12 protein-coding genes, 1 other RNA gene and 1 pseudogene are annotated in these 17,795 nt (G+C 62.6%); 4 read left to right on the forward strand and 10 right to left on the reverse strand.

All coding sequences use genetic code 11. The features are described 5' to 3' along the window. Nucleotides 1-5: 5 nt before the first annotated feature. The 3 genes from RAM15_RS07690 to ptsP form a co-directional block, all read right to left on the reverse strand. Nucleotides 6-278, reverse strand: a complete 273-nt coding sequence (locus tag RAM15_RS07690; RefSeq protein WP_024626949.1) for a PTS sugar transporter subunit IIB — start codon at nt 276-278, stop codon at nt 6-8. Nucleotides 279-320: 42 nt separating this feature from the next. Continuing rightward, nucleotides 321-767 (reverse strand): PTS sugar transporter subunit IIA, encoded by a 447-nt coding sequence (locus tag RAM15_RS07695; RefSeq protein ID WP_306221410.1) that lies wholly within the window; start codon nt 765-767, stop codon nt 321-323. 77 nt (nt 768-844) lie between these two features. Continuing rightward, nucleotides 845-2,494 carry a phosphoenolpyruvate--protein phosphotransferase gene (gene ptsP, locus RAM15_RS07700; RefSeq protein WP_306221411.1) on the reverse strand — a complete coding sequence of 550 codons (1,650 nt, stop codon included), beginning with the start codon at nt 2,492-2,494 and terminating at the stop codon, nt 845-847. A gap of 233 nt (nt 2,495-2,727) precedes the next feature. On the opposite strand from ptsP, the gene RAM15_RS07705 reads away from it, so the two are divergent. Continuing rightward, nucleotides 2,728-2,994, forward strand: a complete 267-nt coding sequence (locus RAM15_RS07705) for an HPr family phosphocarrier protein (protein WP_024626952.1) — start codon at nt 2,728-2,730, stop codon at nt 2,992-2,994. Between the two features lie 52 nt (nt 2,995-3,046). Continuing rightward, nucleotides 3,047-4,105: a LacI family DNA-binding transcriptional regulator gene (locus RAM15_RS07710; RefSeq protein WP_306221412.1), complete on the forward strand. Its 1,059-nt coding sequence runs from the start codon at nt 3,047-3,049 to the stop codon at nt 4,103-4,105. A 19-nt stretch (nt 4,106-4,124) separates the two neighbouring features. Here the strand turns inward: RAM15_RS07710 and RAM15_RS07715 are convergent, their stop codons facing one another. From RAM15_RS07715 to ffs, 5 genes and pseudogenes are all read right to left on the reverse strand, one after another. Next, nucleotides 4,125-5,285, reverse strand: a complete 1,161-nt coding sequence (locus RAM15_RS07715) for a DNA polymerase III subunit delta' (protein WP_306221413.1) — start codon at nt 5,283-5,285, stop codon at nt 4,125-4,127. 290 nt (nt 5,286-5,575) lie between these two features. Continuing rightward, nucleotides 5,576-6,235: pseudogene (gene tmk / locus RAM15_RS07720) on the reverse strand (dTMP kinase); the annotation flags it as partial. After that, nucleotides 6,232-9,078, reverse strand: coding sequence for a type I DNA topoisomerase (topA, locus tag RAM15_RS07725; RefSeq protein ID WP_306221414.1), 2,847 nt, complete (start codon nt 9,076-9,078; stop codon nt 6,232-6,234). The pseudogene tmk and the gene topA, both read right to left, overlap by 4 nt. A gap of 148 nt (nt 9,079-9,226) precedes the next feature. Next, complete coding sequence (locus RAM15_RS07730; protein ID WP_306221416.1) at nt 9,227-10,246, reverse strand: phosphatase PAP2 family protein; 1,020 nt, start codon at nt 10,244-10,246, stop codon at nt 9,227-9,229. Between the two features lie 99 nt (nt 10,247-10,345). Further along, an RNA gene (gene ffs / locus RAM15_RS07735) (signal recognition particle sRNA small type) lies at nt 10,346-10,436 on the reverse strand. Between the two features lie 236 nt (nt 10,437-10,672). On the opposite strand from ffs, the gene glf reads away from it, so the two are divergent. Then, the gene (glf, locus tag RAM15_RS07740) at nt 10,673-11,851 is read left to right on the forward strand and encodes a UDP-galactopyranose mutase (RefSeq protein ID WP_306221417.1); all 1,179 of its coding nucleotides are present in this window, start codon (nt 10,673-10,675) and stop codon (nt 11,849-11,851) included. A gap of 255 nt (nt 11,852-12,106) precedes the next feature. Here the strand turns inward: glf and RAM15_RS07745 are convergent, their stop codons facing one another. Then, complete coding sequence (locus RAM15_RS07745) at nt 12,107-13,249, reverse strand: inositol-3-phosphate synthase (RefSeq protein WP_306221418.1); 1,143 nt, start codon at nt 13,247-13,249, stop codon at nt 12,107-12,109. 194 nt (nt 13,250-13,443) lie between these two features. Here RAM15_RS07745 and RAM15_RS07750 point away from each other — a divergent pair, with 194 nt between their 5' ends. Beyond that, nucleotides 13,444-15,669 carry a transglycosylase domain-containing protein gene (locus tag RAM15_RS07750; RefSeq protein ID WP_306221419.1) on the forward strand — a complete coding sequence of 742 codons (2,226 nt, stop codon included), beginning with the start codon at nt 13,444-13,446 and terminating at the stop codon, nt 15,667-15,669. A gap of 105 nt (nt 15,670-15,774) precedes the next feature. Here the strand turns inward: RAM15_RS07750 and leuA are convergent, their stop codons facing one another. Continuing rightward, entirely contained in the window at nt 15,775-17,685 is a 1,911-nt protein-coding gene (gene leuA, locus RAM15_RS07755; RefSeq protein WP_306221420.1) for a 2-isopropylmalate synthase, read from the reverse strand. Between the last annotated feature and the right edge of the window lie 110 nt (nt 17,686-17,795).

A 17,795-nucleotide genomic window follows, 5' to 3' on the forward strand; every position in this document is an offset into this window, starting at 1 on the left:
GGGCATCAGTCGGCGTACTGCTCCAGAATGCCCTTGATCTCGTCCTTGTCCATGAAGTTCTGGACGGTCTCGACCGGAGTAGTGGTCCCCTCCAGCTCGGGCGCCAGCTGAGGCGAGGTCAGCACCAGGTCGTTCATGTTGGCCGTGCCCTTGGCGCTGCCCGCGTCAGAGGTGGTCACAGTCACATCCATGCCCAGCTCCGATGCCACCTGCTCGACGTTGACCTTGAGCAGGACCGATGTGCCGATGCCGTTGCCGCATACGCAGAGAATATCCATGAGTTGCTCCTTTGTTCCTTGTTTGCTCTTACTGCTTCTTGTTCACGATTGAAGAATGGCGCGGACCTCGCCAGGGGTGCCGGCCTTGGCCAGTTGCTGGGTCTTTTTCGCGTCGGTCAGAGCACCGGCGATGGCGGACATCACCTGCAGGTGCTCCTGCTCATCCCGTCCGGCCAGACCGATCACCAGGGAGACCGGATCATTGGCCTTGTTGCCGAACTCGACAGGCGTGGACAGCCTTACCCAGCTCAGGCCGGTTCCCAGGACCGCCTCGCTGGGCCGGGAATGGGCCAGAGCCAGACCGGGGGCGATAACAATGTAGGGACCCATCTTCTCGACGGTCTCAATCATCTGATCCGTGTAGGCATCGGTGGTGAACCCGGAGGCCACCAGCCTATCGCCCGCCTCGCGGATGGCATCCCGCCAGTCAGTCGCCGGCACATCCAGGGCGAAGGATGTGTCGGGAAGGAAGGCTTGGAAATCCGTCATGTCTGCTCCTTGCTCGTGCTGTTTGACTTGCTCGATTGCACCGGATCCGGTGGATTTGTGTGAATCCGGCCGACTGCTCACCACCCCTGGGGATGATAGAACTCCCCGTCCAGAGCCCTGGCGGCCAGCGCCTTGGCCTCGTCCATGGTGTGCTTGGCCAGTTCGGCGCGGACATCATCCAGGGCGACCGGAGTCATGGACAGGCTGGTCACGCCGATGCCGGCCAAAACTACGGCCAGGTCCGGATCGGCAGCAGCCTCGCCGCAGACTCCGACAGGCATGTTATTGGCCTGACCGGCATCAGCGATGAGCTTGATGGCCCTGAGGACGGCAGGATGCCAGGCGGTCTGATAGGAGGCGACCGAACCCAGCGTGCGGTCGGCGGCCAGCGTGTACTGGGTCAGGTCGTTGGTACCGATGCTGACGAAGTCGGCCACCTTGGCCACCTTGTCGGCCATCAAGGCAATCGAGGGAACCTCGGCCATGACGCCCACGCGCTTGAGCCCCTTGCTCTTGCCCAGACGGACGAAGTAGTCGGCCTCATGCTCGTCGGCAACCATGGGCGCCATGACCCACAGGTCGGCATCGGTCTCGGCATCGGCCCGGGCCAAGGCCTCCAGCTGATCCTCCAGGACCTGGCTGTGGACCTTGAGTGTGCGCAGACCACGCAGCCCCAGGGCGGGATTGGGCTCGTCGGCCTGGGTCAGGAAGGGCAGAGGCTTATCGGCCCCGGCATCCAGCAGACGGATGACCACCTTACGGCCAGGGAAGCGTTCAAGAAGAGCACGGTAGGCCTTGGCCTGCTCCTCGATGCCGGGCGCCTGCTCGTTGCCCAGGAAGAGGAACTCCGAGCGGAAGAGTCCGACGCCCTCGGCTCCGTACTCCAGGGCCGGATCAGCATCCGCAGGCTTACCGACATTGGCCAGGAGAGGGATCTTGGCTCCATCCTTGAGCTGACCGGGACGGCCTCGCAAAGCCTTGGCCTGATCAGCTTCGCGACGGGCCTGCTCAGCCTTCTCGATCTGCTCCGAGGTGGGATCGGCCGTCACCTTACCGGCTGCGGCATCGACGATGACCGTCTGTCCGTCGGATAGCCCTGCTGCATCCTGGGCGCCTACGACAGCGACGATCCCCCTGGACCGGGCCAGAATGGCGGTATGGCTGGTCGGACCGCCCTCGATGGTGACGATGGCCAGCACCTTGGTCATGTCCAAGCTGGAGGTGTCGGCCGGGGACAGGTCAGGGGCGACCAGGACGAATGGCTTGTCGCTTTCCGGCACGCCCGGGGCCGGTACCCCGAGCAGATTGGCGATGACACGCTGGCCCACGTCATGCAGATCGTTGGCCCGCTCCCCCATGTAGCCGCCGATGGCCTGGAGCTTGCCTTCGAAGTCGGCGAAAGCCTCATAGACGGATCGCTCGGCGGTTTTGCCACCATCCAGCAGGGATCGGATCGAAGTCTTCAGGGCCGGATCCTGGGCCATCTGTGCCAGAGCAGTCAGTATCGGAGCGGCATCCTTGGCCCCCTGCCCGTCCTGGGCCGCCTTGGCGCGCGCAAGCAGATCCTTGTTGACTGATGCCAGAGCGGATTCGACCCTGCCGAATTCAGCATCCGCTGTCAGGTTCTCAGGCCTAGTCTCATCACCGGGCACATCCAGTCCGGCCGCCATATGGATAACCGGGCCAACGGCAACGCCGCGGCCAATGCCCACGCCTTGGATCTCCATGTCGCACTCCTTAGTGCCTGGCCACTGCGTGTAGGCCGCCCCTGAGGCGAGCTGAGCAACGGCAGTGGAAACGTTCTTTAAGCAACGATGTTCAGTATACACAAATTCATTTGTTTTTCAACGGTAATCGTTTTCTGTAATTCCTTTTTGACAGTGGTAAGATAACCAGCGTATTCATCACTCGACATGCCGGTTCAACAAGACCGGCCGTATCTTCAGGAGAACTGGTCATCATGGCAACAGCACAACGTTCCACCGTCATCACCGACCCGGTAGGCATTCACGCCAGGCCCGCTTCGGAATTCTCGCAGGCCGCCGCATCCAGTGGATGCAAGGTCACCATAGCCAAGGGCGAGGGCAATCCCGTGGACGCCGGCAGCATTCTGATGGTCATGAGCCTGGGCATCGCCAAGGGCGACAAGGTCACCGTGACCGTCGATGGTGACGATGCCGAGTCCGTGGCCGATTCCTTGGTCACCAAGCTGACCCAGGCCGAGTAACGCCACCGCCAGCCGCAGCCGACATCCGTGGAGAGGACCTTCGAGGGAACCAATGGGAAACACGGCGGACAATAAGCCTTCCATTGCCAACGTCGCAGCTCTGGCCGGAGTTTCGACGGCGACTGTGTCCCGCGTCCTTTCCGGCCATAGACGCAAGAATGACGACATCAGCCGCCGGGTCAGAGCTGCGGCCGAGAAGCTCAACTATTCGGCCAACTTTGCTGCCAGCGCGCTCCGCTCGGACCGTAGCAGAACCATAGGGTTGGTTCTGTGCGGCACCTCCACCGGCCTAGACGGGTCCATCCTGGATCTGCTCAGCAGAAGGCTGACCGAGCAGGGCCGCTACCTGCTGGTCATATCCGTCAGGGGCGACCAGGAGCGCGAGGCGGCTATCAGGTCCATGGCGGCCCGACAGGTCGAAGGAATCATCGTCGTTCCTTCGCTGGACGACGATCCGGTCGGCATGCCCGCCGACCTGCCATCCGGGCTGCCCATCGTTCAGGTCGGCGGCAGACCGGTCTCCTACCACACCAGCTGGGTCGGCACGGACCAGGCCGCCTCCATGCGGCTGATCATCGCCCACCTAGCAGAACAGAACGCGCACGCTGTGGCCTATCTGAGCCGCGAGCTGAGCACCAGCGCTGCCACCGAGCTCTTCACGACCTTCTCCACCCTGACCAACACCTTGGGGATGACTCCTCAGCCGGACTGGGTCCAGTTCGGCCCATGCAGCATGCAACGCGGCCACGATGCCGTCGTAACCATGCTCAGCGGGGGAAACGACCGTCCCGATGCCATCATCTGCGGGGACGACTCGCTGGCTCTGGGCGCTCTGATGGCCTGCAACCAACTGGGCTTCCGGGTTCCCGACCAAGTCAAGGTGGCCGCCTTCGTGGACAGCCCGGCCTGCCTGGTCAGCAGTCCGACCTTGACCGCAGTCAAGACTCCCCTGGAGGGCATCGTCCAGGAGGCCCTGCGGCTGATCGACGCCAAGGGACAGTCCATTCTGCCATCCCACGTGGCTCTGCCGCCGGCACTGGAGTGCAGGGAATCGACCTGGTCGCCAAGGATCGGCAGCAGCGACATGACCTCGCCAGGCACTTTCGCCTGATGAACCCTTGGGTTTGCACTCAGACCAGCAGGGTGCAGAAAAGGGCCTCGAAGTCCAGGAGTGGCGAACCGTTGGCAGCCAGTCTCCTGCGAGCCCGGGCGATCAGCTGAATGCGGTCGATAGCCCCCTGCCTGGAGAGTCTGACGGACAGATCGGCAATTGCCGCCCGATTCTCCAGGTTGACCAAGCCGGCCTTCTCCTCGGCACCGTTCTGCAGGACGCCCACATCCCGGTAGACGCTGGCCAGGGTGCTCAGATTGCGGTCCAGCACATCCCGGGTCAGCCTGGTGACCCGCCGACGGACCTGATCCTTGCCCCCCAAGGCATGGTAGGCCCCGCGCAGCTGCCGGGGAATGCGCTCCTTGTCCCTGAGCCCGTTGATCTGCCGAAACTCCCGCTCGTCCCTGGCCACCTCATCGTCCACGGTGGCGGTGGCCTGATCGCGGGCCGCATCAACCACCCGAGCTGCCAGGATCACGGCATCCGAGGCACGCCGCAGACCCAGCAGACCTACCACCAGCTCATCGCGGTCGGCCAGGACCTGACTCTTGGTGGCATAGAGACGGGCGATGCCGATATGCCCCTGAGCCAGACGGGCGGCCTTGGCGGCCAGAGGCCGGTCCACACCCACCTGATCGGTCAGGAAATCGGCCACAGCAGTGTTGGACGGCACCGCCAGGTTGAGCACCCTGGTCCGCGAGCGGATGGTGGGCAGCACATCTTGGGCGCTGGGTGCACACAGGAGCCAGATAGTGTGCTCAGCCGGCTCCTCGATCTCCTTGAGCAGCACGTTGGTGGTCCGCTCCAGCATCCGGTCCACGTCTTCGATGATGATGACCCGCCAGCGCGAGGTTGAAGGCATCTGCTCCGAGGTCATGATCAGCTCCCTGACCTCGTTGATGCCGATAGTGACCTTGTTGGTGGACAGTATGGTCACATCCGGATGGGTTCCTGCCAGGACCTGCTGGGTGACGCGGGTGGGTTGGTCGCTCAGCCCCTGATCCGGACTGATCAGGGCCGCCGCGAAAGCCCGGGCCAGATTGGAGCGCCCTGATCCAGGAGGGCCGCAGATAAGCCAGGACTGCGCCACCTCGTCATGGCCCTGCGCCTGAGCGGCCACCGTCCGCTTGAGCAGATCGACCGTGGGCTGCTGGCCCACAATGGCATCCCAGACGCTCATCGGGTCTTCCGCAGGAGCCGGGACCGGAGCAGCCAGCGGGCCGGTGAATCCGCAGGAATCGAATCGTCGTCAGCATCCCCGCCGACTGTGCCCGCATCCATGGACTGGTCGTCCTGGCCTAGACCAGCCTCCGGTGTCTGATCGGACGCATCCGCAGCCTCAGTCCAGTCCGACTCGGCATCCTGCTCATCGTCCTCGTATCCTGCAGCCGATTCATCATCGTCGACATCGTCCTGCGCATCATCATTCTCATCGTCAACCTGCGGCAGATCCGGCTCGCGTCCTTCGACCAACTTGTCCAAATCATCTTGGATGATCTGCCAGACTTGGTCGATGGGCTGGGTAGCGTCGATAACCAGGAACCGGTCGGGCTCATTGTGAGCCAGCTGCAGAAATGCCTGACGCACATGCTGCTGGAAATCGTCGCCAGCCGACTCCAGACGATCAGGCTCATGATTCAGACGCGACTTGGACTGAGACGGATCCGCATCCAGCAGGTAGGTGCGCTTGGGCAGCAAACCCTGACTGGCCCACAGGCTCAGCCGACGGATCACATCCGCCGACAGATCACGGCCTCCGGCCTGATAGGCCACTGAGGAATCCAGGTACCGGTCGCAGAGCACAATGTCTCCTCGCTCCAGAGCCGGACGCACCACCTGGGCCACATGCTCGGCACGATCCGCTGCATAGAGCAGAGCCTCGGTCCTGGGGGCCAGATCGTCGGAGGCGTCAACCACGTCGGTACCCCCGGTCACGGCAACAGAAGGAAAGGCGGCCAAGCCGTGCAGAACGAGTTCCCGGATGGTCAATCCGACCGGAGTGCCTCCTGGCTCGCGGGTGACCAGGGACCGCAGGCCGCACTCCTGCAGATAATCGTGTGCTCGTTGGACCTGGGTGGTCTTGCCTGCCCCGTCCACACCCTCGAAGGAAATGAACAAACCATCGCTCATGCCTGATGCTCCGTAGTCTTGGAAGTCTTGGTGGCCTTGGCCTTCTTTGTGGTTTTGCGGGCTCGAGTGGCCGACTTGCGGGCAGTAGACTTTCGTGCGGTCGTCTTGCGAGCGGTCCGGCCGCGCCGCTTGGCAGGTCCGGCCGCACGCTTCTCTGCCAGCAGTCGGAAGGCCACCTCCGGTTCGATGGACTGGGCCGTGTACTGCTTGGGCAGGGTCCTGTTGGTCTGCCCGTCGGTGATGTAGACGCCGTAGAATCCGTCCTTGATGGTGACGGGTTTGCCGCTGTCAGGGTCCGTACCCAGCTCACGAAGAGGAGGCTTGGCCGCGCTCCGGGAACGCCGTCCGTACTTGGGCTGGTCGAAGAGGGCCTTGGCCCCGGACTGGTCAATGGTGAAAATCTGGTCCTCGTCGGTCAGCGAACGCGTCTCGGTGCCGCCGTCGGCTTTGGTGGCCGTCAGGTAGGGACCATAGCGGCCGTTGCTGGCTGTGACTGTGGCCTGGCTGGTTGCTCCAGTCTTGGCATCGGTCAGCTCGATGCTGCCCACCGTCCTGGGCAGGCTGAGCAGCTTCAGGGCATCCTCCAGGGTGACCGTGTCCGGATCCATGGTTTTGAAGAGCGAGGCCATCTTGGGCTTAGGACCTGTTCGCTTGGCCGTCCGTGCAGTCTTAGTGGCAGGCTTCTTCTGTTCGGCCGCATCCTCTTCGGGGCTGATCAGGGCCACGTAGGGCCCGAATCGGCCCTTGCGCACCTCGACCCGACCGCCGGTCTCCGGATCTTTGCCCAGCTGACGAGGACCGCCTGCGTTGGCTGCAATCAGCTCATGGCCCGCTGCCACAGTCAGCTCGTCCGGGGCCATGGTTGGTGGCAACGAAGCCCGCTTGGGGTTGCCGTCGGCATCCAAGTCGGCCGTATCCTCAAGATAGGGGCCATAGCGGCCGACCCTCACCTGCAGGCCATCGCCTATTTCGATGGTGTTGATCTTGCGAGCGTCGATGTCTCCCAACTGGGCCACCTGCTCCTGCAAGCCTTGATGAGCCTGGTCAGCGTTCTGAGCGGCGCCAGGGCCCGAGCCGAAGTAGAACCGGGTCAGCCAGTCCTTGCCTCGCTCCTTGCCATGGGCGATCATATCCAGGCCGTTCTCCATTTGCGCCGTGAACTGGTAGTCCACGTACTTGGGGAAATTGGTCTCCAGCAGCCTGACCACTGAAAAGGCCAGCCAAGAGGGGATCAGCGCGCGACCACGCTCGTAGACGTATCCGCGATCGATGATGGTCGAGATGATGCTGGCATAGGTGGAAGGCCTGCCGATCTCCTTGGCTTCCAGGGTCTTGACCAGTGATGCCTCGGTGTAGCGTGCAGGCGGCTGGGTCTCATGCCCCTCAGGTTCTAGGGAGGCGGCACGAAGCACGTCCCCCTGCTGGACCGGAGGCAGGGAAGAATCCTCATCAGTCTGTTCAGAGCCTGCACCCATGGCTTTGAGGAAGCCAGGGAACTTGATGACGGTGCCTGAAGCCTGGAAGAGGGCTGTGCCCTCCTTGCCCGCCTGCGCCGACAGGCGAATGGTGGCTGTGGAACCGGTGGCGTCAGCCATCTGCGAAGCCAGGGTGCGCCGCCAGATCAGGGTGTAGAGCTTGAGCTGGTCAGGGGCCAGACGGTCGGCCAGCTCCTGGGGCCTGTGGAAGGTGGAACCGGCGGGCCGGATGCATTCGTGGGCCTCCTGGGCCCCGGCAGTCTTAGTCACATACTGCTTGGACTCAGCCGACAGGTACTCGGCCCCGTACTCACGTTCGACCCCCTTGCGAGCAGCGGCAATGGCCTCCTGGGAGAGAGTGACCGAATCGGTACGCATATAGGTGATGAACCCGTTCTCATAGAGCCCCTGGGCAGCGCGCATGGTGGCCCGGGAACTCATGCCCAGCCGGTTGCCTGCCGTCTGCTGCAGGGTAGACGTAGTGAAGGGGGGCTGGGGGCGCCGCCGGTAGGGCTTGGTCTCCATACCCGTCACCGTGAAGTCCTGATTTTTCAGCGTCTCAGCCAGGCTTCGGGCGTGCTGCTCATCCAGCTGCAGGACCTGCTCCTTGGCTGCAGCCTGCGTCAGCTGACCCTTGGAGGTGAAGTCCTTGGAGACCGCCAGCCGCTGATCCCCCAGGCCGATCATCCGCGCCTGAAAACCGCCCGACGATGACGATTCCCTAGCATCCTCCTGCACCAGATGCGCTAGCAGATCCCAGTAGGAGGCCTTGACAAAGGCCATGCGCTCACGCTCGCGCTCCACAATCAGCCGAGTCGCCACAGACTGGACGCGCCCGGCGCTCAGCCCCGGACCCACCTTGCGCCAGAGCACCGGTGAAAGTTCATAGCCATAGAGCCGATCCAGAACCCTGCGGGTCTCCTGGGCATCCACCATGTGGGCATCCACGTCCCTGGTGTGCTTGAGCGAATTCTTGATGGCCTCTGGGGTGATCTCATGAAAGACCATGCGCTTTACCGGCACCTTGGGTTTGAGGGTCTGGACCAGGTGCCAGGCGATGGCCTCCCCCTCCCGATCCTCATCAGTGGCCAGATAGAGCTCGTCGGCGTTCTTCAGCGCCTTCTTGAGCTCGGACACCGTGTGCTTCTTCTTATCGTCCACGATGTAGTAGGGCTTGAAGCCATCGTTCACGTCCACGCCGAACTTGCCGTAGGCCTTCTTCTGGGAGGCCGGGATCTGCGATGGCTGGGCCAGGTCGCGGATATGACCCACCGAGGCCATGACCGTGTAGCCCTTACCCAGGTACCCGCCGATCTTCTTTGCCTTGGTTGGCGACTCAACAATGACGAGCTTATTGCCGGATGCCATGGCCTCTCCTTATATTGTGGTCTTTCGCACGCCATCTTACTCACGAGGTTCCGTCACCATGCAAATCAAGGGGTCATGTGCACGGGTGTGGATCCCTGGGGTCGACAGTGGATGAACCAAAGACGTTCGGTACGCTCAGAGACTGACTTCAGTCATTCTGGGGAGGAGCCGGAGGCCGACCGACAAGGCCCATCCTGGTCAGAGGCGAGGCCGTGATCTGCCTCAGCGCCAGAACCAGCCCCAGGGTCAGCGACAGAAGGGAGGCCATCAGTATGACGGCCGAGCAATGAACCCCGTAGGCCGCCCACCGAGCGCCGATCTCCAGACCAGGGCTGACCTGCCAAATGACATAGCAGGCATAGAGCATCCCCAGGAACCCTGCCACCAGCATCAAGGTGGCGACAATCTGGATCGAAGCCGAGGACATCCTGGTTCCAGGAACGTCCATCCCGGTGCCACGAGTGACGGCCAGAGCAATGAGGCAGAGACCGACCGAAATAAGCACGCCCATGACCACGTCTGAGGGGCGGTGCCAGCCTCCCTGCACCAACGAGCAGCCCACAGACAGGTCAAAGGCGAACCCCACCAAGGCGACCGGAGCCCTCCAAACACGCGGCACCACACAGAGCAGAGCCAGCACCACCGCCAAAGCCAGGATGGTGTGCCCTGAGGGGGCCGAATTGGCTGTGGAAGCCTGAGAATGGATCAGCACCGGGCGAGGCAGGAAGCGCTTGAGAATGCGCGCCGCCCCGTAGACTACCAGAGCATAAACGGCTACCTGGCCGAGCAGCCACCACCGGCGCCTGACCAGAACAACCACCAGGGCTGCAAGGCCCAGCACCACGCAGATCACCACAGTCACATAGGGCATGGCGAACAGTCCCAGATAAGCCTTGACAAGGGGCGCCTGATCAAGGAAACCGCGGAAGTTGGTCAGGGCCATGTCGTCATAGGTCTGCCCGGGAACAGTCCACACAGCTGCCCACCAGACCAGAGCCGCCAGACCCAGGCAGGCCAGGCCGGCGACCAGGCACAGAACCAGAGCCGAAATCCGGGGGCGAGACGTCAAAGGATCCCGGTCAACATGGCTGCCGTCCGCTTCGGTCTGCTCATTCGGATCCCTGTACCAGGTTTCCTGGGCCTCGCCCTGCTTGTGCTTGTTGGTCATACCTCAAGACTCTAACCAACCCCTGGGTCGACAGCCGACACCCCGTCCGACGGACGCGTTCCCTTCACGACTTCAGCCAGCCCAGGCAGGACAACTATGAAAAAACTCCCACGCACCCGCCAGAGGCCACTTACCCTTGCTGCATTCCTGCCCTGGGGGGATTGGGTGACATAACGCCACGTGAGAGCAAGTCACTATGATAGCAGACAGATTCCACTTGTCCACCAAGAAGCACCGAACCCTCCATGCCAGGTGCGCATTCAGTTGACATCACCGCCCGCCGTTTCCCCAACCAGGCCCGTACGCTAGCATGTAAACAACAGGATCGCCGTACTCCAGCGGTTGATCACGGATCATGCCGGACCCTGACAATAGACAATAGGCACCCCGGCATCACAGCGACAAGGGATGGATGGCAGAAGACGAATGGCTGACATGGATGCTGATTTGGTGATTGTAGGCGCTGGCTTGTTTGGCCTGACCGTGGCCCAGCAGGCGGTCGAGCACAGTGGAGCCCGGGTGCAGATCATCGACGTGCGCGACCACATCGGCGGCAACGCATACTCCTACATGGATAAGGAGACCGGGGCCGAAATCCACAAGTACGGCGCGCACCTCTTCCACACCTCCAACCGCAAGGTCTGGGAGTACGTCAATCGCTTCACCGAGTTCACCGACTACACCCACCGGGTCTACACCACCCACAAGGGCGAGGTCTATCCTCTGCCCATCAACCTGGGCACCATCAACCAGTTCTTCCACGCCCACTACACCCCCCAGCAGGCCAGGGATTTGATTCGTCAACAGGCCGGCGAATTGGCCGGGACCGACCCGGGCAACCTGAACGATCAGGGGATCAGCCTGATCGGCCGCCCCCTCTATGAGGCCTTCATCAAAAACTACACGGCCAAGCAGTGGCAGACCGACCCCTCACAGCTGCCCGCCTCCATCATCAAGCGGCTGCCGGTGCGATTCAACTACGACAACCACTACTTCAAGGACACTTGGGAGGGCCTGCCCAAGGACGGCTACACGGCCTGGTTCGAGAGGATGATCGACGACCCGCGCATCCAGGTGAGCCTGAAAACCGACTTCTTTGACGACTCCCAGCCCTGGAACCGGGATGCTCTGGTCGGACAGGTCCCCGTGGTCTACACGGGCCCGGTCGACCGCTACTTCGACTACCGCCTGGGCGAGCTCAAATGGCGGACCGTGGACTTCAAGGAGCGCCGCTATGACGAGGACGACCACTTCGGCTGCCCGGTCATGAACTTCTCCGATCCCGACGTGCCCTACACCCGCGCCATCGAGTTCAAGAACTTCAACCCCGAACGCTACGACCGGCAGAACCATGAGCGCACCGTGGTCTGGGAGGAGTACAGCCGCTTCGCCGGCAAGGGCGACGAGCCCTACTACCCCATCAACACGGGCGACGACCGCGCCCTCTACACCCAGTACAAGCAGCTGGCAGCCCAGCAGCCGAAGGTGGTCTTCGGCGGCCGCCTGGGCACCTACGCCTACTATGACATGCACCAGGTCATCAATTCAGCTCTGGATGCCTGGGACAAGCGGATCGCCCCCCTGGTAGGCCACACCAAGGACTGAAACCCTGATCGCACTCCTGACGATCTTCCAGGGGCAATTCAGAGGGAATCCTTGAAGGGAGCCTGAGACTGAAGAGACCAGCGCCAGGTTGAGTCAGCAAATCCGAAAACACTGTGCCCCGTTCAGAATACAAAGAGGCCGGCCGCCCATGAAAAGCGACCGGCCTCTTTCCAGACCAGGCATCTACCATTCATGCCTTCGGGACGACCTCGGAAGAGGCGCCCCCCAGACATCAATCAGGCAGAATCTGCAGGCTCAGGCGTGCCAGACGTCCTTGCCGTTCTCCTTGGCGGCCTTGACATCGGCATCCAGGGCGCTCTCGTCGCCCTCCACCTTGCCGGCGATGTAATCCTCGACCAGCTGGCGCGCCTCGTTGTCCTCATGCTGAACAGCCGGGGACTTCATGAAGTAGGAGCTGGGTGCCAGCACCGGGCCGGCCAGGTGGCGGTCCAGGGCGATCTTGGCGGCACGCAGGGCATCGATGACGATGCCGGCCGAGTTGGGCGAATCCCAGACCTCCAGCTTGTACTCCAGATTCAGCGGGACATCGCCGAAGGTGGTGCCCTCCAGACGCACGAAGGCCAGCTTGCGGTCATCCAGCCAGGCCACATAGTCGGAGGGACCGATGTGGACGTTGTGGGGATCCATATCGTGAGGAACGATGGAGGTGACCGCACGGGTCTTGGAAACCTTCTTGGACTCCAGGCGAGAGCGCTGCAGCATGTTCATGAAGTCCATGTTGCCGCCCACGTTCAGCTGGTAGGTGCGATCCAGACGCACGCCGCGGTCCTCAAAGAGGCGGGCCATGACGCGGTGCGTGATGGTGGCGCCCACCTGGCTCTTGATGTCGTCGCCCACGATGGGCAGGCCGGCATCGCGGAACTTCTGGGCCCACTCGGGGTCGGAGGCGATGAAGACAGGCAGGCAGTTGACGAAGGCGCACCCGGCCTCGATGGCGGCGGTGGCGTAGGCCTTGTCGGCCTGCTCGGAGCCGACGGGCAGGTAGGAGACCAGCACATCGACCTTCTTGTCACGCAGAACCTGGGCCACGTCCACGGGCTCGGCATCCGACTCGGTGATCATCTTGCTGTAGTACTCGCCCAGTCCATCGCCGGTCGGCCCGCGCAGGACCTCCACGCCCTTATTGGGAACGTCGCAGAACTTGTAGGTGTTGTTCTGCGAGGCGAAAACGGCCTCGCTCAGGTCCTTGCCGACCTTGAGGGAATCCACGTCGAAGGCTGTCACGAACTCCACGTCACGAATGCGGTAGCCCCCGAAGTTGGCGTGCATGATGCCGGGGATCTTGTCATCATCCTTGGCGTCCTTGTAATATTCGACTCCCTGTACCAGCGAGGAAGCGCAGTTGCCCACGCCCGCTATAGCTACACGGATGCTCATACAAACTCCTCTGATTTACTGAGTTATTTCCAACCTAAGCATACCTTCTCCCGGTGGATTGCATGATGGAATGGAGCCTCATATGCGTGCCAGCCGGCAGTACATACCTCCAGGGAGGGCACAAACGTACGAAAATGATGAACGTTCAGCCCTAGGTCGAACAGTTTTCAGCCCTGCCGGATAGCGTGGTTGGCATGGCCAATCAGACTCGTTCAGTCAGTTCGACCTCGCCCACCCGCAGGGCCCAGTCCGGGTCGCGCGGGGGCGGCAATCGCACCGACATCCCCACCTCGCGGCATGCCGACCGGAACCCCCGGGGTAACGGGCCCCGCCGGGGACGACGTCGCAAGTCACATCGTGTGCTTAAGTGGATCCTGGCCCTGTTGGGACTGGTGCTGGTGGCCGGGGCGGCGGCCTTCGCCTACCTGTATCTGACCACCGAGATCATCCCACCGGAGAAGCAGGCCCTGGCGCAAAAGACCACGGTCTACTATGCGGACGGCACTACCCCCATCGGAACCTACGCCGACCAGAATCGGGAAATCATCGACTGCACGGTCCTTCCCAAATACGTGGGCAATGCGGTGGTCGCCTCGGAGAATCGTTCCTTCTATAAGGACAACGGCATCGATCTCAAGGGCATCGGCCGAGCCCTGCTCAACAACGTGACCAAGGGCACCCGGCAGGGCGGTTCCACCATCACCCAGCAGTACGCCGAGCGCTACTATCTGGGCGAGACCACCTCCTACAAGGGCAAGCTGCGCGAGGCCATCCTCTCCCTGAAGATCTCCAGGACCGAGAATAAGGACACGGTCCTGTGCAACTATATGAACACCATCTACTTCGGCCGCGGCGCCTACGGGATCCAGGCCGCCGCCCAGAATTACTTCGGCAAGGACGCCAAGGACCTGACCATGCCAGAGTCGGCCATGCTGGCCGGCATCATCCCCGCCCCGGCCTCCTGGGATCCGGCGATCAACCCCAAGCAGGCCGAATCGCGCTTCCACCGGGTGCTGGGCATCATGGAAGAGGACCACTACATCAGCCACAAAGACCGGGTCGGCGCCCAGATGCCGCAGACCATCAAGTACTCGCCAGAGAACGTCTACCAGGGGCCCAACGGCTACCTGCTGCGCATGGTCCGCAACGAACTGTCCTCCGGCAAAAAGGCCCCCTTCACGGCAGACGACCTGGACACGGGCGGCTACCGGATCATCACCACCATTCAGAAAGACAAACAGGATCTGATGTTCCAGGTGGCCAGTCCAACCACCGGCAACAAGCACCAGCCGCCCACCCTGCAGACCGGAGGGCTCTCGGTCGACCCCAAGACCGGCGCCATCATCTCCTTGTATGCGGGGGACGACTATCTTACCCACCAGCTCAACAATGTGGACCAGGCCACCTTCCAGGTGGGTTCGACCATGAAGGCCTACACCCTGTTGGGAGCCATCCAGGATGGGGTCAGCCTCAACACGGTCTTCAATGGCAACTCTCCACGCACCTTCTCCAGCGTGGGCAAGTCCGTCGCTAATGCCGGGCAGGTCAGCTACGGGTACATCAACCTCTACTCGGCCTTCGCCAACTCGGTCAACACGGTCTTCATGGATCTGGGCGAGCACGTGACCTCCCAGAAGACGGCCCAGCTGGCACATACGGCCGGCATCACCGGCAAGATCGACGACACGACCACCTTCGACACCCTGGGTCTGGATGCTCTTTCGGTCTATGACGTGACCCAGGGCTACGCCACTCTGGCCAACGGGGGCAAGCGACCCCTGCTGCATCTGGTGGCCCAGGTCAAGGACGGCAAGGATCAGGAGCTCTACACCGCGGCCATCCAGTCGGACCAGGTCTTCAATGCCGACCAGGTGGCCCTGCTGCAGAAAGCCATGACCACCACGGTTCAGTACGGCACCGCCTCCTACGCACGTTCCCTGGGCCGGCCCATCGCCGGCAAGACAGGTACAGCCAACGATCAGACAGCCATCTCCTTCATCGGATTCACCCCCTCGCTTCTGACCACTTTCGCCGTCTGGAACCAAGGTCAGGATGGCAGTGCCCTCAAGGTGCCTGATGTCTATCAGAACGAGTTCTATCCGGTCCAGCTGTTCACCCAGTACATGAAGTCGGCCCTGGGCAACAGCCCGGTGGAGCGTTTTCCCGCGGCCGAGGACCATGGCAAGATCGGCGGACCGGACGGCAGCTGGGGCACCGGGTATAAGCCGAGCTACTCCTATACGCCCAGGCGCAACTACAACTATGAATACGTGCCTCAGCAGCGCAACCAGCAGCAGATAGTCCCGCAGGAGGAGTCAGGAGCCGGCAGCGGCTCGGGCTCAGGCAATGGAGGCGGGGCCGAAGGCGGCAACGGCGGAACCACCGAGGGCAACTCCGGGTCAGAGTCATCCCAACAGTAAGGCTGTCCGGACAGACCGGTCCGATCCGGACGAATCAGCTGCGCTCGGATCGGACCGTAAGGCTGGTCTAGCTGGTCTGGGGTTGCTTTTTATCCCCTATTACCGCTAGCCGCGCTGGAAGCGGTTGAGGGCCGAGATGATGGCCTTGAGGGAGCTGGTGGAGATGGACGAATCGATGCCCACGCCCCAGATCACCCGGGACCTGGCCGGTTCGCCCACCTGGCATTCCACGTAGGAGGCGGCCAGGGCATCCGTGCCCGCGGTCATAGCGTGCTCGGCGTAGTCCAGAACCGAAACGGTCTGATCCAGGGACTTGAGTGCATCCAGGAAGGCCGCAATAGGACCGTTCCCATGCCCCTGAACGCGACGGCGCTCCTCAGGATCGCCCGGGGCAAGTCCCCGGTCCAGCAGGGTGGCATCGAGAACCGTGTCGGAGCCGTCCTCGCCGGAGGTGACTGCCACATTCAGGAGCTTGAAGCGTCCCCACTGCTGCAGGGTCTCGTCGCGCTGATCGGCCATGGACTCGCCGCCGACCACGCTTCCGCCGGCCTCCACGGGCAGGTACTCGTCCTTGAAGAGCCGCCAGATGTCGGCATCCTTGACCTCGCGCTTGGTCCTGTCGGCATAGCTCTGGACCAGTCGTTCGAACTCCACCTGAAGGCGCTTGGGCAGATCCAGATGGTGGTTGGCCTTGAGCAGGTAGGCCATGCCGCCCTTGCCAGACTGGGAGTTGACCCGGATGATGGCCTCGTAGTTGCCGCCCACATCCTTGGGATCGATGGGCAGGTAGGGCACCAGCCAGAGGAAGTCGTCGGGGTTGGCGTTGGCGCGCAGAGCCGCCTGCTGCCGGGCATCCAACCCCTTCTTGATGGCGTCCTGATGGGAGCCGGAGAAGGCTGTGAAGACGAAGTTGCCCACATAGGGGTGCCGCTCGGAGACGGCGATCTGATTGCAGTACTCCACCGTCCGACGGATGCCGGGCATGTCGGAGAAGTCCAGCTGGGGGTCGATCCCCTGGACCAGCATGTTCAGCCCCACCGTGCAAATGTCGACATTGCCGGTGCGTTCGCCATTGCCCAGCAGGCAACCCTCGACCCGGTCGGCCCCGGCCAGCAGACTGAGCTCTGTGGCTGCCACAGCCATGCCCTCATCGTTGTGGGGGTGCAGGGAGAGCACCACCGCATCCCGGTCCTTGAGGTTGGTGGAAATATACTCCACCTCGTCGGCGAAGACGTTGGGGGTGGTCATCTCCACGGTGTTGGGCAGGTTGATGATCATGGGGTGCTCCGGCGTAGGCCGTATCACGTCAATGACCGCGTTGCAGACCTCCAGGGAGTACTCAGGCTCTGCGCCAGAGAAGGATTCGGGCGAGTACTCGTAGTAGAGATCGGTGCCCTTGGCATCGGCCTCCAGGGAGCGGCAGAGCTCGGCTGCGTCGGTGGCCAGCTTCTTGATGCCGGCCTTGTCCTTGTGGAAGACGACCTCCCGCTGCAGGACCGAGACCGAGTTGTAGAAGTGGACCACAGCCCTCTTGGCCCCACGCAGGGCCTCGTAGGTACGGCGGATCAGATGCTCGCGGGCCTGGGTCAGGACCACGATGGTCACGTCGTCGGGAATCAGTTCGCGCTCTATCAGGAGGCGGATGAAGTCATAGTCGGTTTCGGAGGCCGAGGGGAAGCCCACCTCGATCTCCTTGAAGCCCATGGAGATCAGCAGATTCCAGAATCTCAGCTTGCGCTCGGAATCCATGGGATCGACCAAGGCCTGGTTGCCGTCGCGAAGATCCACCGAGCACCAGCGAGGCGCCCGCTTCAGGGTCTTGCCCGGCCAGGTGCGCTGCGGATAGTCAAAGGGGACCTGCTTGTTGTAGGCCACATACTTGGTGTAGGGCATGGCGCTGGGCTTCTGCGGCGAACCCACAAACCTGGGGGGAGGCAGCAGCAGGTCGTTGTTCCCTCCATTGGACGCCGCGGCCTGGGCCGCAAGATCAAACACGGATGCACGATCCTGATCCATCTCTCCTCCTTCTTTCGTTCGTCGGAAACCACAATGTCGCCCGGCTATAGGCGTTCGGGCATGTCGAAACCGCACCGGGGGTGTCATTATCTTACCGGAGGAGGGCCGGG

This window comes from Bifidobacterium asteroides, from assembly GCF_030758775.1.
Lineage (GTDB): Bacteria > Actinomycetota > Actinomycetes > Actinomycetales > Bifidobacteriaceae > Bombiscardovia > Bombiscardovia kimbladii.